We start from the raw sequence: 25,953 nt of genomic DNA on the forward strand, positions 1-25,953 counted from the left end.
GCCAAGCCGATGAGGTGGTAACAGTATGGTCGAATGCTCCGCGTGAGTTGCGGCCTGGCCTTGCAGTTGATAGTTGGGCATAGCTATAGAGCTACACCTATCAAATAAAAAAGCGCGCACTTCTTTCGGAGTGCGCGCTTTTTAGTTATATCGCCGGCCGCGGATCCTTACTTGGTAAGGAGCTTGGGGCTGAAATGTTCTTTGTAAGTGTCGATAGCATCCTGTACAACTTTCAGGGCCATCGATTTGTCGCCGAACTCCTCTACTACCACCGTTTTATTTTCCAGCTTCTTGTACTCTTCGAAGAAATGACGCAGTTCCTCAAAGAAGTGACGGGGCAGCTCTTCGATATTGTTGTAGTGGTTAACACCAGGATCGTTGGCAGCTACTGCGATGATCTTATCATCGGCGTCGCCGCTATCGACCATCTGCATTACGCCTACCACTTTGGCTTCCATGAGGCAAAGTGCCTGTACAGGCAGCGAAGTGATAACGAGGATGTCCAGGGGATCCTTGTCATCGCCATAGGTTTGTGGAATGAACCCGTAGTTGCAGGGGTAGTAGAAAGATGAGTATATAACACGGTCGAGCTTTAACAGACCGCTTTCTTTATCGATCTCATATTTGGCTCTCGAGCCCTGCGGTATTTCAATCACTGCATTTACGATACGGGGGGCATTAACGCCAAATGGCACTCCGTGCCAGGGATGAGAAATTGTTGTGGTCATGCTGATTTCTATTAATGTTGTTCTGTTATTGATAGAGCTGAATCAGGCTGTGCAATCGTTGAGGTGTGTGTTTAAACGTAGGAGCCGGCATTTAATTTTACCAGCATTACATTTTGATCACGGACTTAAGGTCTACCAGCCATTCGTTGTTGACTCTTACGATGCGGATGGTGGTGGTGTCGTTCGGGTGAAATGAATTGTTGTACTTGTAGTTCGTTACCGAATCATTGACAGCCTGTATCTCGATGGGCAGAATACTGGCATCGCTGAAAGAGCGCTTGTCTTCATTGGTCATCTGCTGGTAATTGGCCTGCTGCTTCTTCAGCAGGTGCAGGTTGTCTTCATCTTTCAGCAGGTAAAATTTCGCCTTCTCGTAATTGCCGTCGAGGGAGGCTCGAATGAACTCACGTCCTGCATCCTGTGCATCTTCAGCCTTTTGATAACCACTATTGCCTCCGCAGGCAACCAAGATCAGTGCCATTGCGGCTACGCTAGCATATCTAATCATAGCGCAAAAGTAAAGGATTCGGGCTGAAAACCATCCCGCCCCCCCTTTAATGGATTATTAATCCAGCCTGACGGACTTTTTCTGCGATCAGCTGAAAAGGCGTGCAGTTTCTTGGCTATGTGACCCGGAGATGCTTGTTGTAATATATAGAGAAAAACGATAATGAGCTGGCACTAAAAAGAGACCAAAAACGGGGAAGGCCCAGGTTTGGTCCCGGTTTGGTGTGTGTCTGGTGCCTGTTCAAATAGATGGATTAGCGCTATTTTGCCAGAAAATTGGTAGTGGTGGTCTTTGTTCAGGTTCCATGTTTTCGGGCAGCTTAAACCCAGGTATCAACAAAAAGGCTGACCGCTTAGCGATCAGCCTTGACAATGTTGTATTGTTAAGTTATTTATCCTTCCGACTGGGGCTTATCCTCGTTTCTATTGTTCCGGTTACCGCGCCAGTTGCCGGGTGTGTATTCGGGTGGTGGATTTTCCTTTTGTTCGCGGTCGTAGGCCTTGATGATGGCCTTTACCAGACGGTGACGTACCACGTCTTCTTCATCCAATTCGATATGTGCGATGCCATCGATATTGCGGAGAATGCGCACTGCTTTCTCTAAACCACTACGCTGGTTCTTGGGCAAATCGATCTGTGTCATATCGCCGGTGATGATAGCTTTCGCATTGGCGCCAATACGCGTGAGGAACATCTTGATCTGCAGATCGGTGGCATTCTGCGCTTCATCCAGGATGATGAAGGCATTATCGAGCGTACGGCCGCGCATGTAGGCCAGCGGTGCGATCTCGATCACCCGTGTGCTCATATAATAGCCCAGCTTATCGGCGGGTATCATATCGTCGAGTGCGTCGTACAGAGGGCGCAGATAGGGATCGATCTTCTCCTTCAGGTCGCCCGGCAAAAAGCCCAGGCTTTCGCCTGCTTCTACGGCAGGGCGGGTGAGGATGATCTTCTTCACCATCTTGTTCTTCAGGGCGCGAACGGCCAGTGCCACTGCGGTGTACGTTTTACCGGTACCGGCTGGTCCGATAGCGAATACGATGTCGTTTTTCTCTGCTTCCTGTACCAGCTTTTTTTGGTTGGCAGTGCGGGCGCGCACTGTTTTTCCATTAGGACCAAAAACGAGTACATCATTGGGGTTGCGTTCGATAAAATTGTCAACGGTTTCCGCATCGTCTCCACCGAGTATCTGCTCAAAATAATTCTGGCTCATGTGCCCATTGCGTTGAAGATACTGAACGATGAGGTCGATCTTCTCTTTCGCATTGTCCACCTGTTCGGGTGCGCCGCTTAATTTGAGCTGTGTACCGCGGGAAAGAATTTTAAGAAGCGGGAATCTTTTTTTGAGGATATCTAGTTTACCGTTGTTCACACCGAAAAACTCAATAGGGTTTACGGCGTCGAGGCTGATGATTGTTTCTGTCAAAGCACATCAATTTAAGTTCACAAAAGTGTACCGATTCTGTGTCGATACTGCTAACCCTTCCTGCTATTCCAAATATAATTTTTCAGATAGCTACAAAACAAAGTTACTTATTAACAAGGTGTGGAAATCGGTCGGACTCTTAAGTTTTTGTAAAACAAATTGCTTGCATACCATTGAACTTTTCCGGACGGAGTTTGTTAAGTATACTTTCGTAACCGGTTAACTAATGGAAACCGGCTTTCCAAACGCTACCAATTTAATCACTGTTATGGCTTTCATTACTGATACTACTGAAAAACACAGAATTAGCAGCCCCGAATGCAAAAGCCAGATGAGGCCCGTACAGGATGCACTGGATATTTTGCATGGTAAATGGAAACTGCTGATCCTGATGTCGCTGTCGGATGGCCCGATGCGCTTTAAGGAAATTCAACGGCAGGTGGAAGGTATTACCGCCAAAATGTTATCGAAAGAGTTGAAAGATCTTGAGATCAATGACCTGGTGGCGCGCACTGTTTATGATACCACGCCTGTGGCCGTTGAATATGCGCAAACCCATTATGGCAAAAGCCTGAAGAAAGTAATTGATGAATTGCATGCCTGGGGTGTGCAGCACCGGAAGCGTGTGATGCGTAAGAGCAATTAAGTTGGGTACTGGCCAGCTCGGCAAGTTTCTATAGATGCTTGGTGTTGGATTTTGGGGTTGCCCTTGCGGGAGATTTATTCCCTGGCAATCGGGTCTTTTGATCCTGTACAGTCGTAGTTGCCGTTAATTTCCCTTATTCTTCCTGTTTAAGACTTCGGATCAATTCTCCATAACCCATTTTATGGGATAACCCATTTACGGTTAGTGCGATCCTTTTTGTTTTGGTCGCTTCTGTCTTCGCGCTTTCAATCCATTTACTGAAATAAGCCTGGTGCGAAGGTGCCAGTGTTTTGAAGAATTCAAGCGCCCTTGGTTCGTCATCCAGGCATTCCATGAGCTCGGGTGATATCGTTTGCGGGGCTTTGTCTTCCTGCAGCTGCACCTGCAGCATGGCGCCTTTGTGTTTACCGGTGCCCTTGCGCATGGTGGCATTGATGGGCAATATGAAACTGCCCCCGCCGTGGGGTATCAGGGCAACACCTTTGATGGCGTATTTATCCAGTTTTCCTTTTACGCGGTAACTCTTTTTCCAGCCTGGTTTCAGCTGATCGGCTATGTCGGGAGTAATGTGGATGTAGGTCCAGCCGGTTTTGTCGCCCTGCTCGGCAAACTGTAGTATAGTAGTGGTGAACTGCACCATATCGATAGGTTGGTGCGGCCCCTGAATGCCGGTTATCGGCAGTGCCGGGCCTGCTGGTGCAATATACTGACCAAAATGGTGCGTGCAAACTCCTTTACAGGGGATATAGTAAGGGCCGCAGGGCGGCCCGGTGAGTTTACAGGGACTTCAGCTCTTCTTCGATCTGATCGTGAAACTGAGCTTCGGTATCCATGATCCAGCGGGGCAGTGATTGGGGCATGATCTTCCAGTTGCCGTCTTCCTTTTGCATCCTGAACAAGATCCGGTTGCCTCGATCGTCCACCACATCAACGGTGAAAATGCCTTCATTAACTCCGCCCAGCTTCCTGAAATTAAACTCTCTCAGGCGACCTTCCACTTTCAGCAGTTTGGTGAATTGAATATTCTTTACAAATTGGATGCGCATATGCTTCGATTAAACATTTTGAGTTATCAATTCTCATGCTACACTTTGCCAAAACCTTCTTAATAACCTGAAAAGTTTTGCACAGCAGTATTAGCCAAAGGCCTAAGGTAAATTCGAGGGGATAGTGGTTGTGTTGACGGGCACAACGAATGTGTGCCAAAGGTACGTATTAAATTCCGTTTCGGCAGGGGGCAAAAATAACCCCCATCCGGTGTAGCCGAATGGGGGCATATATATGCGCTGTAAAGCGATTAATACCTGTAATGCTCTGGTTTGAAAGGACCTGCCTTGGGTATGCCGAGGTACTCGGATTGAGCGTCGGTGAGTTCATCGAGCTCAACACCGATCTTCTTCAGGTGCAGGCGGGCTACCTTTTCATCAAGGATCTTGGGCAACACGTACACTTTGTTCTCGTACTTGTCGGTGTTGGTCCAAAGTTCCAGCTGAGCCAGTGTTTGGTTGGTGAAGGAGTTACTCATCACGAAGCTGGGGTGGCCTGTGGCGCAACCGAGGTTCACCAGGCGACCTTCTGCGAGGATGATGATGTCTTTTCCGTCAACATTGTAAATATCAACCTGTGGCTTGATGGTATCTTTTGTGTGGCCATAAGCCTTGTTGATCCATGCCATATCGATCTCGATATCGAAGTGACCGATGTTACAAACAATAGCCTTGTCCTTCATAGCACGGAAGTGCTTTTCAGTGATCAGGTCGCGGCAACCGGAAGCGGTTACAATGATGTCGGCTTCTTTTACAGCGTCCACCATCTTCTTCACTTCAAAACCGTCCATAGCAGCCTGGAGGGCGCAGATGGGGTCGATCTCGGTAACGATCACGCGGCAACCGGCGCCAGCCAGTGAGGCTGCAGAACCTTTACCTACGTCGCCGTAGCTACCTACTACAGCTACTTTACCGGCGAGCATTACGTCGGTAGCGCGACGGATGGCATCTACCAGCGATTCTTTACAACCATACTTGTTGTCGAACTTGCTCTTGGTAACGGAGTCGTTTACGTTGAAGGCGGGGATAGGCAGGGTGCCTTTCGCCATTCTTTCGTACAGGCGGTGAACACCGGTAGTGGTTTCTTCACTGAGGCCTTTGATATGCTGTACCAGCTCGGGGTATTTGTCGAATACGATGTTGGTAAGGTCGCCACCGTCGTCGAGGATCATGTTGAGGGGACGCTCGGAGCTACCGAAAAACAAGGTTTGCTCGATACACCAATCAGCCTCTTCGAGCGATTGTCCTTTCCAGGCATAAACACCGATACCGGCAGCAGCGATGGCAGCAGCGGCATGGTCTTGCGTAGAGAAGATGTTGCAGGAGCTCCATTTTACCTCAGCACCGAGGGCCACGAGGGTCTCGATCAGTACGGCAGTCTGGATGGTCATATGTAAGCAACCGGCAATCCGGGCACCTTTCAGGGGTTGGGTGGGACCATATTCCGCACGCAGGGACATAAGACCCGGCATTTCTGCTTCGGCCAAACGAATTTCTTTGCGGCCCCATTCAGCCAGGCTGATATCTTTTACCTTATAGGGTAAGGTGAAATCAATGTTTTTCGATGAGATTGTTGACATATAAAGTGTTTATTTCAGGCGGCAAAGCTACAATTATGCCCTGTAATGGCCAAAGCACCAACGTTAAAGGAGCGGCTTCCTGTTTAAATACCGGTACATTTGTAGTGGTTGACCCATAAAACACTCTTTTATGTACACCTACGACACAGTGACCGAAGCAGTGAATAACCTGCGGCAACGGGGGTATGACATTGATTTTAACCAGGAGTATGACTGTATCGCTTGTATAGCGCCCACGCTATCGCTTCAACCCAATGAATTTGAGATCACGGAAGTGTATCGTTTCGAGGGGCCTTCCGATCCGGCCGATGAAGCGGTGGTATACGCCATCGAATCGAAGCATGGTGAGAAGGGTATCCTGGTGGATGGTTTCGGACCCAGCTCCGATACAGCCAGCGAAGCCATGGTGGAAAAGCTGGCTGTTCGGCGATAGGTTAATGCTTGGCTATATCCGCCACGGTTTTCTTTTCCAATAGTTTGAGCGTTACGTCGCGCACCTGTATCATGGTGTCGTGCAGACCGCATTGCTTTTCATCGCAATTTTTACAACGCTCATAGAAATAAAGACTTACACAGGGTAGCATGGCAATGGGCCCGTCTATCAGGCGCATAATTTTGGCCATGGATACCTCCTTGGGCGGCACTTTGAAAAAGTAACCACCTCCTTTCCCTTTTTTACTTTCGAGAATGCCGGCTTTTTTCATTTCCAGCAGAATATTCTCCAGGAACTTTAATGGGATTTTCTTCTTTTTAGCGATCTCGGCAATGAGGACAGGCTGGTTGTCTTTTTTTTCAGCCATGTACATCAATGCTTTAAAAGCATATTGGGCTTTTTTTGAAAGCATGTGACTTATTGATTTGGCGGCGAGAAGTTAGAATAATTTTTTGAATGGCCAAGAAGTTACACGAGTTTATGTTCGTAGACGTACTTGATGAGCCCGATCACGTTGTTTGTCCTGGTTTTACGGAGGATGTTCTTCCGGTGGGTCTCTACGGTTCGCTCACTGATGCCCAGGTGGCCGGCGATCTGCTTATTGCTGAATTCTTTCTCGATAAGGCGTATCACTTCCAGTTCACGAAGGGTAAGGGGAGCATTCTCCTCGGTAGCTTGCAGCTTTTTCATACTATCAGATTAATTTTCAGTTGACAAAGGTTAATGGTTAGCTGGCACGAATGCCAGATATCGTACAATAGAATAGATGTTGATTGTTACAACAAGGTTGCCAGACAAGGCACCCAAAAAGGAAGCAGGTTTTTGCTTTTCGGTTTCAGGACCGGTTGTTTCGCGGCGGGGACCGCCTTACAGGGGAAATAGGATCGGGTTACGGGGATGGCTTCGGCAGCCATGGGTGATAAGGTCATGCAGCACATTTTGGTTAATCCCCGAAAAATTACGTCAATTGTTCTGTAGCAGGAAAAAAAACTTGGCCAATTTGATTGTGCCAGATCAAATTCCTAAAACGTCACTCATGCTGAAGATGCCTTTCTTACCGGTAATGAATTCGGCGGCCAGTACGGCGCCGGTCGCAAAGCCGGTTCGGTTGTGGGCTGTATGTTTGATCTCGATGTCGTCTATGGCTGAGGTATAGGAAATAATATGGGTGCCGGGGGCAGGGTCGATACGTTCGCTGAGGATCACCAGGTCGTCCGTACGCTTACTGGATTCATTGACCCATTGTTTTTTGGCGTTATTGGTGTCGAGGATCTGTTCGGCCAGGGTAATGGCGGTGCCGCTGGGGGCATCCTTCTTCTGCGTGTGGTGTATTTCTGTAAGCGCTACATTATACTCCTTGTGGGGAGCCATCAGTTCGGCAAGCCGCTTGTTGAGGGCAAAGAAAATGTTAACACCTACGCTGAAATTGCTGGCATAGAGCAAGGCGCCTTTGTGCACCAGGCAAAAGTTCTTTGCTTCTTCATAGCGCGACAGCCAGCCGGTAGAGCCGCATACCACCGGTACGCCTGCTTCGATGCAGCGCAGTACATTTTCGTAGGCGCTTTCGGGGCCGGTAAATTCAATCGCCACATCAGCCTTGCGGATATTGTTGATGGTATTGTCTTCGAGGTTCTCGATGCCTACCTTCAGCACGATCTCATGACCACGTTGTACAGCGATTTCCTCGATGGCCTTTCCCATTTTACCGTATCCGATGAGCGCGATTTTCATGTTCTGTGTGCTATTTTTTAGCGCAGCGAAGATATCGTTTTTGAACGATTATTGTTGAGGGATAATACAAAACTTAAGCCCGGCGCATTGCCTGGCAGTATGGTTGGTTTTATGTAGAGGGAGAGATCTTCGCTGACGTCAAAGTCTTTGAGATGCGCATCAACCGTAGCATCCACAATATTGAGGCCCCAGAACAGCAGTCCGAAAAGAATGGCGTAATCGCGGTTCTTGCGGAAGTCGTTACGGTAGTTGATGAGGGCGGGTGTTTGTTTAGCTGTTACGAGGGGCAGCAATTGGGGATCTACCTTTTCAAGGTATACAGGCATATTGTTGCCGACGTCGGACACTTTTACCGCATAGCTGGTGCGCTTGTACCATTCCTGGTTGTAATAGACCAGCCAGGCCGGTATACCTACAGCTGCCCAAACGATGGGTACTTTCCAGTATTTCTTGTTGTAGGCTTGCCCCCAGCCGGGTATGATGGCCGAGCGGATTGCCGCTTTGCGCGGGCTGTGCTTGGGTTTCACGATGGAGTCCTTCATCTTCGTCGAGTCGATCCGGATGGGTACTTCTTCTTTTACCTTGCCGGTATTATCGCTGATGACGAGTGTTGGGCGCTTTGGAATAGTGTCTTTAGGCTGTTGGGATATAGCCAACAGGGGCATGATGACGATGACTAAACCAACAATAAATGCTCTGATCATGCAAAAGATACTTAGTTGGCAGTTACACCAATCGCATCCAGTATCTTGTTAAGGTCCTGGATGGAGTAATACTCAATGTTGATACTACCGTGTCCTGTTTTGTTGTGATTGAGTTTTACTTTGGTGCTGAAATGCGACGCTAAATTATCTTCAATTTTCTTGTAAGCGGGTGGGAGAGAGCTTTTTACCGTATTTTTAACAGCGGTGCCCGTTTTATAGAGTCTTCGTACAAGGTCCTCCGTTTGTCGTACAGAAAGCCCCTTCGATTTGATCTCATTAAAAATAAACAACTGCTTGTCGACAGTATCGACATTGATGATCGCGCGGGCATGGCCCATGCTGATCACACTGGTACGCACCGCTACCTGAATATCGGGTGGTAATTTAAGCAGGCGGATATAGTTGGCAACAGTACTTCTTTCTTTACCCATACGTTCGGCCACCTGCTCCTGTGTTTGACTCAACTCTTCCATCATCCGTTTGTAGCTGAGGGCAATTTCCATGGCGTTGAGATCTTCCCGTTGCAGGTTTTCGAGCAGGGCCAGTTCGAGCAATTGCTGGTCGTTGGCCTGGCGAATGTAGGCTGGCACGTCTTTAAGGCCTGCCAGTTTGGAGGCTCTCCAACGGCGTTCGCCGGAGATGAGCCGGTATTTATTATTGGGCAATGCCGATACGGTGATCGGCTGCACCAGGTCGTGCATTTTGATCGAAGCAGACAGTTCGTTCAACGCCTGCTCATCGAAATCGCGGCGTGGCTGCTTGGGGTTGGGTTCAATGTTCTCTACCGGAATACGCTGCATGGTCGTAACCTGCTCCACCACCTGGGCTTTGAGGCTACTGCCGGTTGTATTCTTGAGATCGGAATCAATACTCTGCAAAAGGGATCTGATCCCTTTTCCCAATAACTCTTTATTGTTACCCTTTTCTTTTGACATTTGTATTTGTTTGAGCTCCGGGCTATGTACCCTGCTTTCTAAAACCTGAGATATATGTTGTACGTAACGGCGTAAAGGCTATTCGAGGATCCTTTCTTCCTGCTTGATCTTCGTCATATCATTCTTCTGCAGGATCTCTTTGGCGAGGTTGAGATAGTTCATCGCTCCCTTGCTTTGGCCATCGTACAGGATCACCGGCTTGCCTACACTGGGCGCTTCACTGATGCGGCTGTTACGGTGAATGATGGTATTGAATACCATTTCATCGAAGTGCTTGCGTACTTCATTAACCACCTGATTGCAAAGGCGCAGGCGGCCATCGTACATCGTCATCAGGATGCCCTCGATCACCAGTTCGGGATTGAGCCTGCTTTGAACGATTTTGATGGTGTTCAATAATTTTCCGAGACCTTCCAGGGCGAAGAATTCTGTTTGTACCGGCACGATCACGGAGTCGGCACCCGTAAGGGCATTGACGGTGATGAGGCCCAGCGAGGGAGAGCAGTCAATGATCACGAAATCGTAATCGTTCTTGACCGGTTCGAGAATACCCTTCAATACGCTTTCGCGGTTGGGATAATTGATCATTTCAATTTCCGCACCTACCAGGTCGATATGGGAAGGGATTACGTCGAGGTTAGGTATTTCCGACTTCAGGATCACATCCCTTGCCTGTGTGCCGTTGACCATGCAATCGTACAGGCTTTGCTGAATGTTGTGCAGATCAAAGCCCACACCAGTGGTACTGTTGGCCTGGGGGTCGGCATCCACCAGCAGGGTCCTGAATTCGAGGACGGCCAGGCTGGCAGCTACATTGATCGCTGAAGTGGTTTTTCCTACACCGCCTTTTTGATTGGCTACTCCAATTACTCGCGCCATTGTTTAATATAAGGTTGTTTATTTACGTCTGTCGTGAATCGTCAACCGGTAAATGACCTGCTTTTAGACGGCCTTTTTACCAGAATTCGGGCGCCATAATACTCAATAATTGTCTAATTGTTAATTACTGATTTATTGTATGGCGTTGTAATAATTATAGGTCTATCGTATCGCCGATCTTCACCAGTTGAAGCGCGGCTCCGGCATCGGCAAAAGCTTTGACGGCCTGCTGGTGGTCGATCCTGATAAAACCGAAGGTATCGTAATGAACGCCAACCACCTTGTCGCATTGAACCATCCGGGCACATTCGGCTGCATCAGTAGCATCCATAGTAAAGTTGTCCCCAATCGGTAAGACGGCAAAATTTAGTTTTGCCCACCTTGGTATCAGTTGCATGTCCAGGGTAAGGGCCGTGTCTCCGCTATAATAAAAATTACCTTCATCTGTATAAACTATGAAACCCATAGGGTTACCTCCGTAACTGCCATCAGGTAATCCGGAAGAATGCTGGGCAACCACACACTTTACCATGAAGTCGCCAAAGTTCCATTTACCTCCGGTATTCATCTGGTGTACGTTGGTGATGCCCTGCTTCATCAACCATTCGCCTACTTCCCAGGTGGCAATCACCTGGGCACCGGTGCGGGCAGCAATGCGTACACAATCGGCGATATGGTCGGCGTGGCCGTGCGACACGAGAATATAGTCGGCCTCCACTTGATCAACATCTACTACATTATTAGCCAGTTCGTTGTAAGTGATAAAGGGATCGAACAACAGTTTCTTACCTTTGACGCTTACCGAGAAACAGGAATGGCCGTAATAGGTTAGTTTCATAAAAAGTTTTACAGGACGGCAAAAGTACGTCTTCGGTATAAGAAATAGCAACCAAAAACCTTCTAAGCTGTTTAATGCTTTAATATGAGTGAGTTTTATACGATCATTTCCGGTACCAACAGGGTGGGCAGCAATACCATGAAAGTGGCGCAGCATTACCGCGACCTGCTAGAGGCAAAAGGTATCGAAACCCGCCTCGTGACACTGGAGGGCTGGAAATCGGTTGACAGGAACCCCGAATACGTGCAACTGGAAAATGAGATTCTGATCCCTTCGAAGAAGTTTATTTTCATTGCTCCCGAATACAATGGAAGCATCCCCGGTGTACTGAAGGTGATGCTCGATATGTCGGACTACAAAAAAGCGTGGTGGGGTAAAAAGGCCCTGCTCACCGGCGTAGCCCTTGGCCGCTCGGGCAACCAGCGGGGCATGGACCATTTAACCGGCATTCTGCACTACCTGAAAGTGATCGTTCACCACAACAAACTGCCCATCTCTTCAGTCGATAAATTATTGAATGGTACCGGAACCATTCACGACAAGGCTACCCTGGATGCCATTGCCGCCCAGGTGGATGAGTTTATCGCTTTTTAATTTGCATTTGCTTGCCGGGAGGATACCGGAAAGAGTAATCCTAAAAAAATTACGGGGTTTACAATATTCCCGGTTGTCAGCCGTCTACCCCGGTATGTGCGAAAGTTGACCGTGCAGGTTCGGGCACGCTGCAGCTTCGTCATTTTAACAAATTCTAAACATCTTCTCATGCGTAATGCAGGTTTTACGTGGTTTTTACTAGGTCTTATGGTATTGCTGGACATCTATGTATTCCAGGCCATCAAGGTCATTGCGCCCGCTTCTCCAAGAGCGCGGATCATCATTACCACGGTGTATTGGTTATTGTCGGTGGCGTCCATCGCCATGATCATGATGCTGCCTTATAGTAATTCGGCGGCCTGGCCAAAATGGATCAGGACCTACGTATTTGCCATCGTGATCGGTTTGTTCATGAGTAAACTGCTGGCTTCGTTGTTTATCGCAGTTGATGATATTCGCCGTGCAGGCACCTGGGCCATCGGGAAGTTTACCGGTAAAGCCGCAGCACCCGCCGAGGCCGGTATTTCAAGATCGGTGTTCCTGAGCTGGCTGAGCCTGGCCGTAGGCGGCGGATTGTTCGGCACCCTGCTGTACGGGTTCAATAATAAATACCGTTACCAGGTGAACAAGCTGCGACTCAGTTTTGCGAACCTGCCGGCCGCCTTCAAAGGAATGAAGATCGTGCACATCTCCGACATCCATTCGGGCAGCTTTACCGATAAGGAAGCGGTGGAAAAGGGCATTCGCAAGATCATGGATCAAAAGCCCGACCTTATACTCTTTACCGGTGACCTGGTGAATGACCGGGCCGTGGAAATGGAGGAATACAAACATGTCTTTGCCAAACTTAAAGCGCCGATGGGCGTGTATTCTACGCTCGGCAACCATGATTATGGCGATTATGTACATTGGGAAAGCGCGGATGTAAAAGCAGCCAATCTCGAAAGCCTGAAGTCCGTACACGGTGAAATGGGATGGCGTTTGTTGATGAACGAGCATGTGGTGCTGGAAAAAGAAGGTGAGCAGATCGCTTTGCTGGGTATCGAGAACTGGAGCGCCCGTGGCAATTTTCCCAAGTATGGTAAGATGCACGAAGCGCATACAGGATCCGAAAAATATCCGTTTAAGATCTTAATGAGCCACGACCCCAGCCATTGGGAAGCCGAAGTGCTGGATAAATATAAAGATGTAGACCTCATGCTGGCCGGCCACACGCATGGCATGCAGTTTGGTCTCGAAGTGCCGGGTTTTAAATGGAGTCCCGTACAATATATGTATAAGCAATGGGCTGGGTTGTATGAGGCCGAGCAACAACGACTGTACGTAAACCGTGGCTTTGGCTTCATTGGATATCCCGGCAGGGTGGGTATTATGCCCGAGATCACGGTACTGGAGCTGGCTTAATAAAGCTGGAGCCTTAAATACATTCTTAGTTATCAGGCAGGCATAGTTGTATTGAGGCGGAAAAATAAAACAAAGGCGGTTTACACTTCGTAAACCGCCTTTTCACCTTTTCCACAAATAAATCAAAATGCTACTAATTGCAGAGCAGAAACCAATTAACATTAACCATTGTACCAATCCTTCAATAAGGTTTTAGAGCCTGTAACCATGTCGTATGTACGGCAAACAATGTTTGGTTGGGTCACTGCGTGCTTAACAATTCATTTCAATGGTACAGAAGAAGCACAGGAATCTTACAGTAAGTACGGATCGAATAAAGTACGGGATTAAAAACGAGCACCCTGGATTCGCAATAGCTTTCTTTCATCACCTTCAATCACAAAAAGAACAAGGAGAGTTGCTAAAGGAATTTATCTCATGTGACTAAAAAACTTCTCTCATGTGACCCTCAAGGGGTAATTCGCTACGTCCGGGATAAGGGGTTGGTTTTTCAGACAGGCGATAATCATTTTAAACAATTCGGTTTAGGGCTTAGGGGCTTAGGTTAAAAACTTTCCCTATTTGTTAACCTGTCGTTGTAATTACAAATCAAAGATACGCTGCCGGGGAGGGGGTAGCCGGCCGTAATCGGTGAGCCGGGTCTATTTGTAGCCGAGGTGTGTCTATTTGCCGGTGAAGCCCGCGCGGACCACCAGTATGGGACGGATATGCGTGGAAAAATGGTGCAACAACGCGCGTCATTGTGCACTACTTCACCGATAAGTGATTGATAATAAGTAAAGTCGCTTCTAGTTAGGCAAAAACCCTTACAAGGTACTTTGTGTGATCAACCGGTTGATCTCCATTAAAAGGGTTTGACGGCCCCTGTCCAGTTGCTGGTAAGCGTTGGAAAGGTTTTGTCCATTCACCCGGCTATTCGCCATCTTTTCCAGGTTCTCCAGTTGCCGGAAGAAGGTAGTGTCCCTGCCGAATACAGATACGGTGGATTGTATGTGGTGCGCCAGGCTGGCAATCTGCCGGTGATCCTTTTGGTTGACTGCCTCCTTTAGTTTTTCCATTTCGCCGGGAAACTGGTTGAGGAACTGCCTGATGATGTTGTTGAGAAAGGCGCTATTGCCCATCACGAGGTCGTAGAGGAAATCGATATTTATATTATTAAGACTTGCTTTGAGATTTTCGAATGCGTGCTTTTGTTTGGAGAGGTATTTTGTCATGAGGTGCAGCAACTCCTTTTCCGATATGGGCTTCGAAATATAATCGTTCATACCGTGGCTAAGACATTTTTCCCTTTCGCCTGCCATGGCATGTGCTGTCATCGCGATGATGGGTATATTGCTTTTAAGTTCGTGGCGAATGGTTTTGGCCGTGATATAACCATCCATGACGGGCATTTGAATATCGAGTAGCACCAGGTCATACTTATCCAGTTTCAGCTTGTCTATTGCTTCCTGCCCATTTTCTGCCAGTACATAATGAAGGTTCCAATGCTGAAAAGTGTGTTTCATCAGCAACTGGTTCATCTGGTTGTCTTCCACAGCGAGTATTTTCACGCCTTCGAATGAGCCGTTTGCAGTAGCTGCGGTATCAGACTGTCCACCGGCCTGGTTATTTTCGTGCATGGGTAATGTGTCGTATGGAAGTTCAAATATAAATTCCGTGCCTTTGCCGGCTTCACTCCTCACTGAGATAAAGCCATCCTGTAGCTCTATGAGGTTGCGCACGATCGAGAGGCCCAGGCCGGTGCCGCCATACTTCCTGGTGGTATGGGCTTCCCCCTGTTCAAATCTTTCAAAGATGGTTTCCAGCTTGTCGCCCGGGATACCGATACCAGTGTCTTTCACAGAGATGCTGATGCGGACCGAATCGATGTTTTGCTGCACAGAAGCGATCGTGACCGCCACTCCTCCCTCGTGGGTGAACTTGATGGCATTGTTGATGAGGTTCACCAGAATCTGGGTGAGTCGTACGGCATCGCCGGTCAATGTATCGGGAATATCATCCTGGATGGTGAATCGCAGACTCAGCTGTTTTTCCTTCACGCGCGGTTGAAACATGGTCTCCAGCGAACTGCATAGGCCGCGCAGGCTGAAGGGGCTTTTCTCAATCCGCAGCATTCCGGCCTCGATCTTTGAAATATCGAGAATATCGTTGATGATGGTGAGCAGGCTTTCACTGGCCGACTGCACCAGGTGAACATATTGTTCCTGGTCGGGTGCCAGTGGTGTTTTCTGCAGCAGGTTGGTAAAGCCGATAACGGCATTGATGGGCGTACGTATCTCATGGCTCATATTGGCCAGGAACTGTTCTTTAATGGTAGCCGAATCATCGGCCAGGCGTTTGGCATCTTTCAGCGCCTCTTCTATCTTTTCCTGTTCCGATACATCGAACACGGTAGACCGGCTCGAGATATATTCATCTTCTTCGTTGTAGATGGCGATGGAGTTGAGCGATACCGGTATGAGAAAACCATGCTTGCTGACCATATTGAGGCGCAGCTCGCGCATTTCACCATTCTTTTTGAACTGGGGGAAACGTTTATTGATGATCTCTGCACTTGGTTCATCCAGCACTTCGGCAAACTGCAGCCTTCCTACTACCTCATCGCGCCGGTAACCGAGCCAGTTCAGTTCGGTTTGGTTGATGGCCTGGAAATAACCGTCCTTATCGATGGAGTGGTAACCACAGGGAGCATTGTTATACAGGTCATAGATCTCTGCGGATACCTTCTCGAGGTTTTGGCGGTAACGGATCTCGCTGGCATGGGATTGTTCCAGTTCTTTAATAAGGGATTGCTGTCGCCCCAGGCGGCGGATGATGATATAACTGAGGATCGCGATAGCGGCTACCGACAAGGCTGTGAGCAGCCGGCTGATCTTCAATACCGATGCGGCCCTGGCGCCGCCGCCCGTAAGGATGGATTCGAGCCGTAATTGCAGCATGATGCCCGTAGTAACGAAGGCAATCAGCAGCAGTACGATCAGGGCAATAAGATAATTGGGTCTTAACTTCATTTTCATGTACAGGTTCCTTATGTGCAATAAAAACTAAGCGGCCCTCCGAAAGCGATGATGCGGTTGATGACATTGGCCTACGCCCGTTGCATCACAATAACTTCAGTTTTTTCATGAGCTGGCCCCGATAGCTGTCGGCCACCGGGATGGGCGTACTCATGATATTCAGTACACCATCTTCGATGCTGTCGATCTTGTCGAGCGACACGATATAACTGCGGTGGATGCGCATCAGTTTCGGGGAACGGATCTTTTCTTCTACGGCTTTCAGGGTGGTATGTACGATATGCCATTTGCCGGGCGTGAAGATCTTGATGTAATCGCCCATGGCCTCTATCCACAATATTTCATCGAGCTTCACCTTTTTCAGGGCGCCATTATCGCGAATAAAGATATTGTCCTCATCGATATTGTTGACTTCCGAGTTATCGCGCTGCAGCACTTCCCGGGCCTTTTCTATGGCTTGCAACAGGCGCGGGAGGGTGACCGGCTTCAACAAATAATCGACTACGTTCAGTTCGAACGCTTCGAGTGCATAATCCTTATTGGAAGTGGTGAATATGATCAGCGGTTTTTTGGGCAGTGACCGCAACAGTTCTATACCACTCATACCCGGCATTTCTATATCCAGAAATACCAGGTCGGGCGTATGCCGGTTGATCTGCTGGTGGGCTTCCATGGCATCACGGCATTCTCCTATTACTTCCAGCAGGCCGGTTTGTGTGACCAGGTGACTTAACATGAGCCTGGCCATATCGTTATCATCGACTATAAGGCATCTCATTTTTCAGAGGAATCAAACTATGGTTAAATGGTAATGTTGAATTTAAGGTAGTAAAAATCTGGCAATGCTGTGATCATTCATAGCAATTTAATTCCGGCTGCTTATCACCGAAGGTTGTGACCGTTTATGGGTATGTTAACTTCTTGATTAGAAATTAACGTGCCAACAGTATTTTTTATACCTTTCTTCACGATTGATGTAATGAATTAACAACCAGTTTAGTTTCCTTGGCATGTAAGTTGAAATTTTGTCAGTGAACTAAACATCAATTGATTTATGAAAAAGAAAACACTGGCTTTACTGGCCTTTGCCCTGGCCCTAACCTCTGTATCATTTGCTCAAGGTTTCCATCTTGGCGTTAAAGGTGGTGCCAATATTTTTAAAGTAGATGGCAAGTCCTTCAGCGAAGAATATAAGTTTGGTTACCACCTTGGCGCTTTTGCCGAGATCAATATCAACGAAAAATGGGGTATTCAACCCGAACTGCTCTGGAGCCAAACGAATTATCGTACCGGTAATAAATTTTCTGATCTTTATCCGGAAGGTCAAAATGATGTGAAAGGGAAACTCAATTATGTGAGCATTCCTATCCTGTTAAGTTTCCGGCCGGTTAAACTGATCTCCTTTCAAGTCGGCCCTCAGTTTGGTATCATGACAAGCCAGGATAAAGACCTGCTGGGCGAAACAAAAGAAGCATTCAAGAGTGGTGACTTTTCCATGCTGGGAGGCGCGCAGCTCAACCTGGGTGCTTTACGCGTTGGTGGCCGGTATGTCGTTGGCTTAACGAATATCAATGACATCGACAACAAGGATAAATGGAAGAATCAGGGCTTCCAGCTCTATCTCGGTTTTGCTATTCTGTAAGGCTTATTGAAAATACTGGAAAGGTCTTGCTGCCCAACGGCTGCAAGACCTTTTTCATTCATGGCTGATAAGTATAGTGGAATGTTATACTGCAGGAGTAGGGATCGATGAGGAACGTGCGCCCGCGGGTTTGCGGGCCGTCAACCACCTGTCGATCGAGCAGCGGCCGCTACCATTAATAGTTATTACGAGCGCAATGGCCCACAACAGGATGTCGAACTCGTACCCTTCCCCTTTATTGGTGCCAAACCAGTTCATGAAAAAGCCATTGGGCAAGTGATCGACAAAGAATGCGCCGATCATGACAATACCGGTGAGGGCTGCATTGATGCGGCCGGCAAAACCAACAATGAGTAGTAAAGCGCCCAGCGATTCGATGAGGATCACCAACGCACCCATCCAGGAAGGCATACCCACAGTGCCTGTAAAATAGCCAATGGTATTGTCCCAGCCGTAGCCACCAAACCATCCAAATGCTTTTTGTACGCCATGGCCCAGCATGACGAAGCCAAGCGCAACCCGTAAAATGAACCAACTGTAACTGTCTGTCGTAGCTAATATTCTGTTTCGCATAACTGTCGTTTTTTCTTTCCGGTTGTTTTGTACAGCAAAAATGCATCGGAAGGAAGGCCTTTGCCAATGACACCCGGTAAGAAAAAACATTAACCTATGGTAAGGGTAGGCGGCGTGGCTTGAAACCTGCAGGAGCGCGGGTAATGGCAATTTAAGAGGCGTTGGCGTGTCGTGGTGGACCAGAGATACCCTCTGCCAAAGTAGTGGCAGAGACTCGTCCCGGCCAGGTGGGTGGGGTGAAGGAGCCGGGTTAGCTTTTACTCATGCGCTGGCGCCTGCCCCTGCCTGTGCATGGGATGGCGTGGCCTCAATTTTTGCTCATGCGCTGTCGCCTGATGCGGCTGAGCGACTCGGGCGTAATGCCCAGGTAAGAGGCGATCTGGCGCAGGGTGAGGCGTTGTTCGAATTGCGGATACCTGTTCAGGAAGTCGATGTAACGTTGTTCCGCCGAAAGGCTCATACCATCGCTGATACGCCGTTGCATAGCGATGTAGGCATTCTGTAGCAGGATGCGGAAGAAACGATCAAATTTGGGTATATCTATGTACAGTTGTTCAAGGTTGTTTTTTTCGATCATCAACAGTTCACAATCTTCCAGGGCGTCTACATTGTACAGGGCAGGCTGTCCGCTCAGGAAACTGTACATATCTCCTGTCCACCAGCCTTCAAAGGCAAAGTTGACGATCCGTTCCTGGCCATTATTGTCGATGTGATAGATACGCAGGGCGCCTTTGTTCACAAAACATTCATACCGGAACACATCTCCGGCCTGTACGAGGTACTGGCGCTTACGCAGGGTGCGAGTTTTGATGATCGAAGTAAAGCGGTCCGTTTCATCGGGGGTTAATTGGATGAAGCGGGCAATGTTTTTGAGAATAAGATCATACATTGGGTAAAGATAAAAATATGCTAACAAACAAACCCTTCACGCCCCTAGGAGAGGCCGGTCTGCTGCCACCGCCGGTATATGCGCCGGTGAAGGAAAATGAGCAGGTACTACTCTCGCTCGGCATAACGGCCGATCATATTGCCGCCCTGCCCATGATCGTCGAATCGGGTGCCGCATTCCTGGTGCTGGAGCTGCGGAATGCCGATCACTTCCGGCTGCTGCAGCCGGTGCCCGAAACGGTAAGTTTGCTGGCGCAGCAGTATGGGCTGGCGGGATATTGCATCTTTTGCCGTAATACCGATCATGCCGCTGATGCCTTCATTCGTTACTTCGGGGTGATCCCGGAAGCAACCGCCAACAGCCACCCCGCCTTGCCGGCCAGCGCACTGACCTGCTATCTGTATGATATTGCGATGATTAAGAAGGATGAAATGTCAATTTACATATCCTCAGCGGATACTGACAACCGGCCTGGCGCTATAGAGCACGTACAGGTGCGGTTGGTGCTTAAAGACGGAAAGATCAAAGCGGTACAGCCTGGTGTACCGGAACCTTCACTATAGCATTTTCGTATTTTTAGTGGTATTCGTTAACGATTCTGACAATTTATGCAACCTGCTACCTTGTAATACGTTGTATCTTTGAACCATTCAAAGATCCCTGCCTTGCATGGTCACTGGCTTGTTTAACCGGAAGTTATGTCTCCCTCCACCGGTTGGCATTAAACTTGACCTATATACCCCTCTCTTGAAAATCTCAGGATTTTAAGGCAGGACGTGTTATTTTGTCATAGATAAACTGTAGTATGAGTCGTATGAAAGAACCCTCAATCTTGTTTCAGCCGGAAGACGATATGGACTTTATCCCGATAATCCCTCTCAATGAAAATGAAGGCGATAACGGCCCGGAGATTGTCATTCCGGATGAACTGCCCTTATTGCCGCTTAGAAATACGGTACTGTTTCCCGGGGTGGTATTGCCCATCACCGTGGGTCGAGATAAAAGTATTAAGGCAATTAACGATGCTTACAAGGCTGACAAATTGGTAGGCGTTGTTGCACAAAAAGACAGTAATGTCGAAGATCCTACCGTTACCGATCTCGAAGATATCGGCACGGTGGCCCGGATCATTAAGATGATCAAAATGCCCGATGGGGGCACCACGGTGATCATCCAGGGTAAAAAGCGGTTCAAGATTGCCAGCATTACCACCGAAGATCCTTACTTCAAGGCCCGTATTCAATTGCTGGAAGAAGACGATTCTCCCAAATTGGAGGACTTCGAAGCCTATGTGGCCAATATCAAGGACCTGGCTACCCAGATCATCCAGCTGTCGCCCAATATCCCCTCCGATGCGGCGATCATCCTCAAGAACATTGAAAATCCCTCGTTCCTTATCCATTTTATTTCCAGCAACCTCAATACCGAATTGGTGGAGAAACAAAAGCTGCTGGAAATGAATAATATAGAGGCCCGGGCCGACCTGCTCATGCAGTTGTTACAGCGTGAGTTGCAGTTTGCCGAGCTGAAGAACAAGGTAACCACCAAAACCAAAACGGAACTCGATAAGCAGCAGCGTGAATACTTCCTGCAGCAGCAAATGAAGAGCATCAAGGAAGAGCTTGGCGGCGATACCAACGACCGGGAGATCCGCGATATGCGAAACAAGGCCGAGGCGATGAAGTGGTCGGAAGCTGCTAAGGAGATGTTCAAAAAAGGCATCGAGAAACTGGAGCGGATGCATCCCAGTACGCCCGATTATTCGGTGGTGTACAACCACCTCGATCTCCTGCTGGATCTTCCCTGGGGCACGTTTACCAAAGACCTGTACGATCTGCGCAAAGCACGCAAAATACTCGACCACGACCATTACGGAATGCACAAGGTAAAAGAGCGTATTCTCGAATACCTGGCCGTATTGAAATTGAAAGGTGATATGAAAAGCCCCATCCTTTGTTTTATCGGCCCTCCCGGCATTGGTAAAACCTCGCTGGGCCGCAGTATCGCCAGCGCCATCGAGCGCAAATATGTGCGCATCAGCCTGGGTGGCCTTCATGATGAAAGTGAGATCCGCGGTCACCGAAAAACTTATATAGGCGCTATGCCGGGCCGCATCCTTCAATCGTTGCGGAAGATCAAATCATCCAATCCCGTCGTGATCCTCGATGAGATCGATAAGGTAGGCACCGACTTCAGAGGCGATCCTTCTTCTGCCTTACTGGAAGTGCTCGATCCCGAACAAAATCATACATTCTACGATAACTACCTCGAGCTGGAATATGATCTCAGTAAGGTATTGTTCATCGCCACGGCCAATGACATCAACAATATCCAGCCGGCACTGCGCGACCGCCTCGAGATCATAGACCTGAGCGGTTACGCTGTCGAAGAAAAGATCGAGATCGCCAAGCGTCACCTGCTGCCCAAACAAAAGGACGCGCATGGGTTGAAGAATATACCACTCAAGGTGAGTGATAAAGTATTGGAAAAGATCATCCAGGATTATACGAGAGAAAGTGGTGTGCGTGAACTGGATCGTTATCTCGCTTCGGTAATGCGTTATGAGGCAAAAGAGTATGCTTTAAAGGAAAAAGTGAAGAGTACCGTAACGGCCAATGATATCGAGAAGATACTGGGTAAGCCGCGTTTCAGCAATGAGATGTATAAGGTAGCCAATATGCCTGGTGTAGCCGTGGGGCTGGCCTGGACCTATGTTGGTGGTGACATTTTGTTTGTGGAAACCAGCTTAAGCGATGGGAAGGGCGAATTGAAGCTCACGGGCAACCTGGGTAATGTGATGAAAGAAAGTGCTGCCACAGCGCTTACCTGGTTGCAATCCAATGCCAAAAAGCAGGATATCGACACCACACTGTTCGAAAAGAAAACCATCCACGTGCATGTGCCCGAGGGAGCTACGCCTAAAGACGGTCCCAGCGCCGGAGTTACCATGATGTCTGCGATCTGTTCGGCCTTAACAGGGCGTCGGGTAAAACCTTACCTGGCTATGACCGGTGAGATCACGCTGCGAGGGCAGGTATTGCCGGTAGGTGGGATCAAAGAGAAAGTGCTGGCCGCCAGAAGGGCTGGTCTTAAAGAGATCATTCTCTGCTGGCAAAATGAAAAAGACATCCAGGAGATCGACAGCACATTCATCAAAGGACTTAAGTTCCACTACGTGAAGACCATGCAACAGGTGCTTGACCTGGCGCTGGTGTAAAGTGCGCTATAACGCCGGTCATTGTTTGCTTTAATGGGATTTTAATGAAAATGATAAATGGTGCGTGAACAAAAGATTTGAAGCGGCGTTATATTAGCATAGTGGTCACTTACAAAGCAAAATCAAGATTACTATAAATTTTTCATGTTGGTTGTTTTAAGGGTTAAAGGAATTCCTCCATATCCATGGAGGAATTTTTTTTTAACAATACCTTGAGAATTATCAGTTATTTTCGTTCGCAGCTACACTGCATGCGGAAAGTATTGCTGATACCGGTTTTAATGCTGATTACGGTTTATGGGTTTGCTCAAACCCTGGGAGGCAACACCGTATACAACTTTCTCCGTCTTTCCAATACGCCACAACTCACCGCCCTCGGCGGTATCAACGTATCGAATCAATCGCCCGATATTGGTCTTGCCTGGCACAACCCTTCATTATTAAGGGCATCCATGCACACGCAGGCAAACTTCGTGTTCAATGCTTTCTATGCCGATATCCGCAATTACCATTTGTTTACAGGCTTCCGGCATGAGGCCTCCAAAACCAATTTTGCGATCGGTGTCAATTATTTCAACTACGGCACCATACCCGCTACAGATATGGCGGGTAACCGATTCGGTGATATCAGGCCAGCCGATTATGTGGTGCAGTTGTCGGCCAGCCGCCAATACCTGGAACGCTGGCACTATGGGGCCTCCCTGAAGTTCATTTATTCCAACTATGGGATGTATAGGTCATCAGGATTGGCCATGGATATAGGCATCAGTTATGCCGACACGGCCAACCTGCTGCAGGCTTCGCTGGTGATCAAAAATATGGGTGCCCAACTCAAGGCTTATACGGGTACGGCCACCGGCGATCTTCCCTTCGATCTGCAGATGGGGATCTCGAAAAGGCTTGCCAAAGCTCCCCTGCAATTCTCCCTCACGGCGCATCATTTGCATCAGTTCGATATCAGCTACCGCGACACTGCCTTCAACAACGAGAATGGCTTTGATCAGAATATGAGTGATAAAAAGTTCACCTTCGACCAGTTATTTCGTCACATTGTATTGGCCATGCAAGTGTACATTACGGATAAGGTAGAGATCAGTGCAGGGTATAATCATTTGCGGCGCAGGGAGTTGAATGTAGGGAACACCGGCAATGGCATCAATGGGTTTTCTTTGGGGGTGGGGGCTTTGTTCAGGAAACTGCAAATACGGTATGCCCGCAGCTATTATCAGAACAATACCGCCTATAACCAGTTTGGCTTGTCGTTGACCATGAAGGATTATGTTAGAAAGGGACGTTAAGTGCGCTGTTTTCTGGCATCATATAATTGTTTACCCTTAGAACCTGTAAACCACTTCCTTGGACTTTGTTAAAAATACCCGGCCAATTGAATTATTAACCCCGGATTCTCCTACTTTTATCAGTTAAGTTCCATTCGGACCGGCATACTGATAACAGTATGGTTTGAACGCAGTGAGTTGTTATGCCTGGTAAAAGGCATCAGCGGAGCTCCCGGAAGAATGTGTATCAATAAAAGGAATATAAATGATCAAAGTGGTTATTGCAGATGATCACCGCCTTGTGCGGGAAGCGTGGAAGTTGGTATTGAACCGCGACAATCGATTATCCGTTTCGGCGATTTGTGAGAACGGGTTTCGGGCGGTTGAAGCCTGCCGCAACCTTCACCCCGATGTGGTTTTAATGGATATCAATATGGACCCCATGAATGGTATCGAGGCCACTAAAGCCATTCGTGAATTTTCGCAGGATATCAAGATCATCGGTATCTCTGTGCATACCGATCAGGCATATATCAACGCACTCATGAAGGCCGGGGGCAATGGATATGTTACCAAGAACTCTTCTGGCGAAGAGATGATCGGCGCCATCATACTCGTGATGGAAGGCAAGCAGTATTTCTGTAAAGAGATCAGCGACAATGATTGATTCAGGTATCTCCGATCATACAATGGCAGCTGCCTGCAAGCAGTAATGCCTATCATGAAAAAGCCCGAAGCATTGCTTCAGGCTTTTGTTATTTAGTGTGCGATTGATCAGGCCGTGGTTGCTGCTGCAGTATGGTGATGATGGTGATCGCAGCCGTCTTCTTTGAAAGCGGCCCGTGGTTTCAACCCCAGCATATCGAACATTTCCATGTCTTCATCAAATGAGGGATTGGGCGTGGTGAGCAGCTTGTCGCCGGCAAAGATCGAGTTGGCGCCAGCCATGAAGCAAAGTGTTTGATCCGAAATACTCATGCTGGTGCGGCCCGCGCTGAGGCGTACCATCGACTTAGGCATCAGGATGCGGGCCGTAGCGATCATACGTACCATATCCCATACATTCACTTTCTGGTTGTGCTCGAGCGGAGTTCCTTTTACAGGCACCAGCGCATTCACCGGTACACTTTCGGGATGTTGAGGCATCGTGGCCAGTGTACGCAGCATGTTGATCCTGTCTTCGTGCGTTTCTCCCAAGCCCACAATACCACCGCAGCAAACAGATACACCTGCTTTACGTACGTTATCGAGGGTTTCGAGACGATCGTCGTAGGTGCGGGTGGTGATGATCTCGCCGTAATATTCAGAAGACGTGTCAAGGTTGTGGTTATAAGCATATAAACCGGCATCGGCGAGTTTTTGTGCCTGCTCTTCGGTAAGCATGCCGAGGGTGCAACACACTTCCATGCCCATTTCATTAACCCCCTTTACCATTTCCAGTACGCGGTCGAAGTCGCGGTTGTTGCGAACTTCGCGCCAGGCAGCGCCCATACAAAAACGGGTTGAACCGGCATCCTTGGCTTTCTGGGCATAAGACAGTACTTCGTCTTTCTTCATCAGGGCCTGTACGGTTACGTCGGTATGATAGCGGGCAGCCTGGGGGCAATAGGAACAGTCTTCCGAGCATCCCCCGGTCTTTATCGATAAGAGCGTACAAACCTGTACCTCATGGCTGTCATTATAGGTACGGTGCACTGTAGCGGCACGGTAAACCAGCTCCATCAGCGGCAGGTTATAGATCTCCTGGATCTCTTCAATTGACCAGTCATTTCTAATCATAGCTATAGTTTTTCGCTTTGCGGGCTCATCGTAAGAACAAGGCCCATTCGGTTAACACGGCAATATTAGCAAGTTTCCCTGAATTGGGTTTTAATCTGGTGCCT

General features: G+C 48.3%; 27 protein-coding genes. 9 read left to right on the top strand and 18 right to left on the bottom strand.

The window, feature by feature from the left end; all coding sequences use genetic code 11:
* Window positions 1-167: 167 nt before the first annotated feature.
* The 3 genes from P2H89_RS13680 to P2H89_RS13690 all read right to left on the bottom strand — a co-directional run bounded on the left by P2H89_RS13680 (window position 168) and on the right by P2H89_RS13690 (window position 2,665).
* Window positions 168-728: an inorganic diphosphatase gene (locus P2H89_RS13680; protein ID WP_275827654.1), complete on the bottom strand. Its 561-nt coding sequence runs from the start codon at window positions 726-728 to the stop codon at window positions 168-170.
* Between the two features lie 106 nt (window positions 729-834).
* A complete protein-coding gene (locus P2H89_RS13685) occupies window positions 835-1,236 on the bottom strand; it encodes a hypothetical protein (RefSeq protein WP_275827656.1) in 402 nt (133 codons plus the stop codon).
* A gap of 391 nt (window positions 1,237-1,627) precedes the next feature.
* On the bottom strand, window positions 1,628-2,665 hold the full coding sequence (locus P2H89_RS13690; RefSeq protein ID WP_275827658.1) for a PhoH family protein: 1,038 nt from the start codon (window positions 2,663-2,665) through the stop codon (window positions 1,628-1,630).
* 268 nt (window positions 2,666-2,933) lie between these two features.
* Here P2H89_RS13690 and P2H89_RS13695 point away from each other — a divergent pair, with 268 nt between their 5' ends.
* Window positions 2,934-3,311: a helix-turn-helix domain-containing protein gene (locus tag P2H89_RS13695; protein WP_275827660.1), complete on the top strand. Its 378-nt coding sequence runs from the start codon at window positions 2,934-2,936 to the stop codon at window positions 3,309-3,311.
* A 133-nt stretch (window positions 3,312-3,444) separates the two neighbouring features.
* Here P2H89_RS13695 and P2H89_RS13700 read toward each other — a convergent pair whose 3' ends face one another.
* From P2H89_RS13700 to ahcY, 3 genes are all read right to left on the bottom strand, one after another.
* The gene (locus P2H89_RS13700) at window positions 3,445-3,951 is read right to left on the bottom strand and encodes a YdeI/OmpD-associated family protein (RefSeq protein WP_275827661.1); all 507 of its coding nucleotides are present in this window, start codon (window positions 3,949-3,951) and stop codon (window positions 3,445-3,447) included.
* Between the two features lie 136 nt (window positions 3,952-4,087).
* Complete coding sequence (locus tag P2H89_RS13705) at window positions 4,088-4,357, bottom strand: hypothetical protein (RefSeq protein ID WP_275827663.1); 270 nt, start codon at window positions 4,355-4,357, stop codon at window positions 4,088-4,090.
* 251 nt (window positions 4,358-4,608) lie between these two features.
* Window positions 4,609-5,937: an adenosylhomocysteinase gene (gene ahcY, locus P2H89_RS13710; protein WP_275827665.1), complete on the bottom strand. Its 1,329-nt coding sequence runs from the start codon at window positions 5,935-5,937 to the stop codon at window positions 4,609-4,611.
* 130 nt (window positions 5,938-6,067) lie between these two features.
* Between ahcY and P2H89_RS13715 the strand changes: the two genes are divergently transcribed.
* Window positions 6,068-6,370 (top strand): phosphoribosylpyrophosphate synthetase, encoded by a 303-nt coding sequence (locus tag P2H89_RS13715; protein ID WP_275827667.1) that lies wholly within the window; start codon window positions 6,068-6,070, stop codon window positions 6,368-6,370.
* A 1-nt stretch (window position 6,371) separates the two neighbouring features.
* On the opposite strand, the gene P2H89_RS13720 is transcribed toward P2H89_RS13715, so the two are convergent.
* The 7 genes from P2H89_RS13720 to P2H89_RS13750 all read right to left on the bottom strand — a co-directional run bounded on the left by P2H89_RS13720 (window position 6,372) and on the right by P2H89_RS13750 (window position 11,457).
* Window positions 6,372-6,782, bottom strand: a complete 411-nt coding sequence (locus P2H89_RS13720; RefSeq protein WP_275827669.1) for an Rrf2 family transcriptional regulator — start codon at window positions 6,780-6,782, stop codon at window positions 6,372-6,374.
* A gap of 56 nt (window positions 6,783-6,838) precedes the next feature.
* Window positions 6,839-7,060 (bottom strand): LuxR C-terminal-related transcriptional regulator, encoded by a 222-nt coding sequence (locus P2H89_RS13725; protein ID WP_275827671.1) that lies wholly within the window; start codon window positions 7,058-7,060, stop codon window positions 6,839-6,841.
* A gap of 324 nt (window positions 7,061-7,384) precedes the next feature.
* The gene (dapB, locus tag P2H89_RS13730) at window positions 7,385-8,101 is read right to left on the bottom strand and encodes a 4-hydroxy-tetrahydrodipicolinate reductase (protein WP_275827673.1); all 717 of its coding nucleotides are present in this window, start codon (window positions 8,099-8,101) and stop codon (window positions 7,385-7,387) included.
* 17 nt (window positions 8,102-8,118) lie between these two features.
* Complete coding sequence (locus P2H89_RS13735; RefSeq protein ID WP_275827675.1) at window positions 8,119-8,805, bottom strand: DUF5683 domain-containing protein; 687 nt, start codon at window positions 8,803-8,805, stop codon at window positions 8,119-8,121.
* Between the two features lie 11 nt (window positions 8,806-8,816).
* Complete coding sequence (locus P2H89_RS13740) at window positions 8,817-9,740, bottom strand: ParB/RepB/Spo0J family partition protein (RefSeq protein WP_275827677.1); 924 nt, start codon at window positions 9,738-9,740, stop codon at window positions 8,817-8,819.
* Between the two features lie 78 nt (window positions 9,741-9,818).
* Window positions 9,819-10,619: an AAA family ATPase gene (locus tag P2H89_RS13745; RefSeq protein ID WP_275827679.1), complete on the bottom strand. Its 801-nt coding sequence runs from the start codon at window positions 10,617-10,619 to the stop codon at window positions 9,819-9,821.
* 154 nt (window positions 10,620-10,773) lie between these two features.
* Entirely contained in the window at window positions 10,774-11,457 is a 684-nt protein-coding gene (locus tag P2H89_RS13750; RefSeq protein WP_275827680.1) for a metal-dependent hydrolase, read from the bottom strand.
* An 84-nt stretch (window positions 11,458-11,541) separates the two neighbouring features.
* On the opposite strand from P2H89_RS13750, the gene P2H89_RS13755 reads away from it, so the two are divergent.
* Together P2H89_RS13755 and P2H89_RS13760 are read left to right on the top strand one after the other, a co-directional pair.
* Window positions 11,542-12,051, top strand: a complete 510-nt coding sequence (locus tag P2H89_RS13755; RefSeq protein ID WP_275827682.1) for an NAD(P)H-dependent oxidoreductase — start codon at window positions 11,542-11,544, stop codon at window positions 12,049-12,051.
* 168 nt (window positions 12,052-12,219) lie between these two features.
* Window positions 12,220-13,455, top strand: coding sequence for a metallophosphoesterase (locus P2H89_RS13760; protein WP_275827684.1), 1,236 nt, complete (start codon window positions 12,220-12,222; stop codon window positions 13,453-13,455).
* Between the two features lie 806 nt (window positions 13,456-14,261).
* On the opposite strand, the gene P2H89_RS13765 is transcribed toward P2H89_RS13760, so the two are convergent.
* Both P2H89_RS13765 and P2H89_RS13770 read right to left on the bottom strand, forming a co-directional pair.
* Window positions 14,262-16,472, bottom strand: a complete 2,211-nt coding sequence (locus P2H89_RS13765) for an ATP-binding protein (RefSeq protein ID WP_275827686.1) — start codon at window positions 16,470-16,472, stop codon at window positions 14,262-14,264.
* A gap of 85 nt (window positions 16,473-16,557) precedes the next feature.
* Entirely contained in the window at window positions 16,558-17,250 is a 693-nt protein-coding gene (locus P2H89_RS13770; RefSeq protein ID WP_275827688.1) for a LytTR family DNA-binding domain-containing protein, read from the bottom strand.
* Between the two features lie 276 nt (window positions 17,251-17,526).
* Between P2H89_RS13770 and P2H89_RS13775 the strand changes: the two genes are divergently transcribed.
* Window positions 17,527-18,114 (top strand): porin family protein, encoded by a 588-nt coding sequence (locus tag P2H89_RS13775; protein ID WP_275827690.1) that lies wholly within the window; start codon window positions 17,527-17,529, stop codon window positions 18,112-18,114.
* Window positions 18,115-18,198: 84 nt separating this feature from the next.
* Here P2H89_RS13775 and P2H89_RS13780 read toward each other — a convergent pair whose 3' ends face one another.
* Both P2H89_RS13780 and P2H89_RS13785 read right to left on the bottom strand, forming a co-directional pair.
* Window positions 18,199-18,687: a DoxX family protein gene (locus tag P2H89_RS13780; RefSeq protein WP_275827692.1), complete on the bottom strand. Its 489-nt coding sequence runs from the start codon at window positions 18,685-18,687 to the stop codon at window positions 18,199-18,201.
* A gap of 307 nt (window positions 18,688-18,994) precedes the next feature.
* Complete coding sequence (locus P2H89_RS13785) at window positions 18,995-19,576, bottom strand: Crp/Fnr family transcriptional regulator (protein ID WP_275827694.1); 582 nt, start codon at window positions 19,574-19,576, stop codon at window positions 18,995-18,997.
* A 17-nt stretch (window positions 19,577-19,593) separates the two neighbouring features.
* Between P2H89_RS13785 and P2H89_RS13790 the strand changes: the two genes are divergently transcribed.
* From P2H89_RS13790 to P2H89_RS13805, 4 genes are all read left to right on the top strand, one after another.
* Complete coding sequence (locus P2H89_RS13790; RefSeq protein ID WP_275827696.1) at window positions 19,594-20,139, top strand: hypothetical protein; 546 nt, start codon at window positions 19,594-19,596, stop codon at window positions 20,137-20,139.
* A 251-nt stretch (window positions 20,140-20,390) separates the two neighbouring features.
* Window positions 20,391-22,793 (top strand): endopeptidase La, encoded by a 2,403-nt coding sequence (lon, locus tag P2H89_RS13795; protein ID WP_275827698.1) that lies wholly within the window; start codon window positions 20,391-20,393, stop codon window positions 22,791-22,793.
* 251 nt (window positions 22,794-23,044) lie between these two features.
* Window positions 23,045-24,091 (top strand): type IX secretion system protein PorQ, encoded by a 1,047-nt coding sequence (gene porQ, locus P2H89_RS13800; RefSeq protein ID WP_275827700.1) that lies wholly within the window; start codon window positions 23,045-23,047, stop codon window positions 24,089-24,091.
* Between the two features lie 244 nt (window positions 24,092-24,335).
* On the top strand, window positions 24,336-24,737 hold the full coding sequence (locus tag P2H89_RS13805) for a response regulator transcription factor (RefSeq protein ID WP_275827702.1): 402 nt from the start codon (window positions 24,336-24,338) through the stop codon (window positions 24,735-24,737).
* A gap of 107 nt (window positions 24,738-24,844) precedes the next feature.
* Here P2H89_RS13805 and bioB read toward each other — a convergent pair whose 3' ends face one another.
* Window positions 24,845-25,849, bottom strand: coding sequence for a biotin synthase BioB (gene bioB / locus P2H89_RS13810; RefSeq protein ID WP_275827705.1), 1,005 nt, complete (start codon window positions 25,847-25,849; stop codon window positions 24,845-24,847).
* Window positions 25,850-25,953: the final 104 nt, after the last annotated feature.

It is taken from the genome of Paraflavitalea sp. CAU 1676, from assembly GCF_029223285.1.
GTDB lineage: Bacteria > Bacteroidota > Bacteroidia > Chitinophagales > Chitinophagaceae > Paraflavitalea.

Coding starts and splice junctions, on each gene's coding strand:
- P2H89_RS13770 (WP_275827688.1), bottom strand. CDS start 17,250: ATGAGATGCCTTATAGTCGATGATAACGATATGGCCAGGCTCATGTTA.
- P2H89_RS13695 (WP_275827660.1), top strand. CDS start 2,934: ATGGCTTTCATTACTGATACTACTGAAAAACACAGAATTAGCAGCCCC.
- P2H89_RS13715 (WP_275827667.1), top strand. CDS start 6,068: ATGTACACCTACGACACAGTGACCGAAGCAGTGAATAACCTGCGGCAA.
- P2H89_RS13680 (WP_275827654.1), bottom strand. CDS start 728: ATGACCACAACAATTTCTCATCCCTGGCACGGAGTGCCATTTGGCGTT.
- P2H89_RS13735 (WP_275827675.1), bottom strand. CDS start 8,805: ATGATCAGAGCATTTATTGTTGGTTTAGTCATCGTCATCATGCCCCTG.
- P2H89_RS13785 (WP_275827694.1), bottom strand. CDS start 19,576: ATGTATGATCTTATTCTCAAAAACATTGCCCGCTTCATCCAATTAACC.
- porQ (WP_275827700.1), top strand. CDS start 23,045: ATGCGGAAAGTATTGCTGATACCGGTTTTAATGCTGATTACGGTTTAT.
- P2H89_RS13775 (WP_275827690.1), top strand. CDS start 17,527: ATGAAAAAGAAAACACTGGCTTTACTGGCCTTTGCCCTGGCCCTAACC.
- P2H89_RS13750 (WP_275827680.1), bottom strand. CDS start 11,457: ATGAAACTAACCTATTACGGCCATTCCTGTTTCTCGGTAAGCGTCAAA.
- P2H89_RS13705 (WP_275827663.1), bottom strand. CDS start 4,357: ATGCGCATCCAATTTGTAAAGAATATTCAATTCACCAAACTGCTGAAA.
- P2H89_RS13740 (WP_275827677.1), bottom strand. CDS start 9,740: ATGTCAAAAGAAAAGGGTAACAATAAAGAGTTATTGGGAAAAGGGATC.
- ahcY (WP_275827665.1), bottom strand. CDS start 5,937: ATGTCAACAATCTCATCGAAAAACATTGATTTCACCTTACCCTATAAG.
- P2H89_RS13720 (WP_275827669.1), bottom strand. CDS start 6,782: ATGCTTTCAAAAAAAGCCCAATATGCTTTTAAAGCATTGATGTACATG.
- P2H89_RS13685 (WP_275827656.1), bottom strand. CDS start 1,236: ATGATTAGATATGCTAGCGTAGCCGCAATGGCACTGATCTTGGTTGCC.
- P2H89_RS13790 (WP_275827696.1), top strand. CDS start 19,594: ATGCTAACAAACAAACCCTTCACGCCCCTAGGAGAGGCCGGTCTGCTG.
- P2H89_RS13745 (WP_275827679.1), bottom strand. CDS start 10,619: ATGGCGCGAGTAATTGGAGTAGCCAATCAAAAAGGCGGTGTAGGAAAA.
- P2H89_RS13805 (WP_275827702.1), top strand. CDS start 24,336: ATGATCAAAGTGGTTATTGCAGATGATCACCGCCTTGTGCGGGAAGCG.
- lon (WP_275827698.1), top strand. CDS start 20,391: ATGAAAGAACCCTCAATCTTGTTTCAGCCGGAAGACGATATGGACTTT.
- dapB (WP_275827673.1), bottom strand. CDS start 8,101: ATGAAAATCGCGCTCATCGGATACGGTAAAATGGGAAAGGCCATCGAG.
- P2H89_RS13755 (WP_275827682.1), top strand. CDS start 11,542: ATGAGTGAGTTTTATACGATCATTTCCGGTACCAACAGGGTGGGCAGC.
- P2H89_RS13780 (WP_275827692.1), bottom strand. CDS start 18,687: ATGCGAAACAGAATATTAGCTACGACAGACAGTTACAGTTGGTTCATT.
- bioB (WP_275827705.1), bottom strand. CDS start 25,849: ATGATTAGAAATGACTGGTCAATTGAAGAGATCCAGGAGATCTATAAC.
- P2H89_RS13700 (WP_275827661.1), bottom strand. CDS start 3,951: ATGGTGCAGTTCACCACTACTATACTACAGTTTGCCGAGCAGGGCGAC.
- P2H89_RS13760 (WP_275827684.1), top strand. CDS start 12,220: ATGCGTAATGCAGGTTTTACGTGGTTTTTACTAGGTCTTATGGTATTG.
- P2H89_RS13765 (WP_275827686.1), bottom strand. CDS start 16,472: ATGAAAATGAAGTTAAGACCCAATTATCTTATTGCCCTGATCGTACTG.
- P2H89_RS13725 (WP_275827671.1), bottom strand. CDS start 7,060: ATGAAAAAGCTGCAAGCTACCGAGGAGAATGCTCCCCTTACCCTTCGT.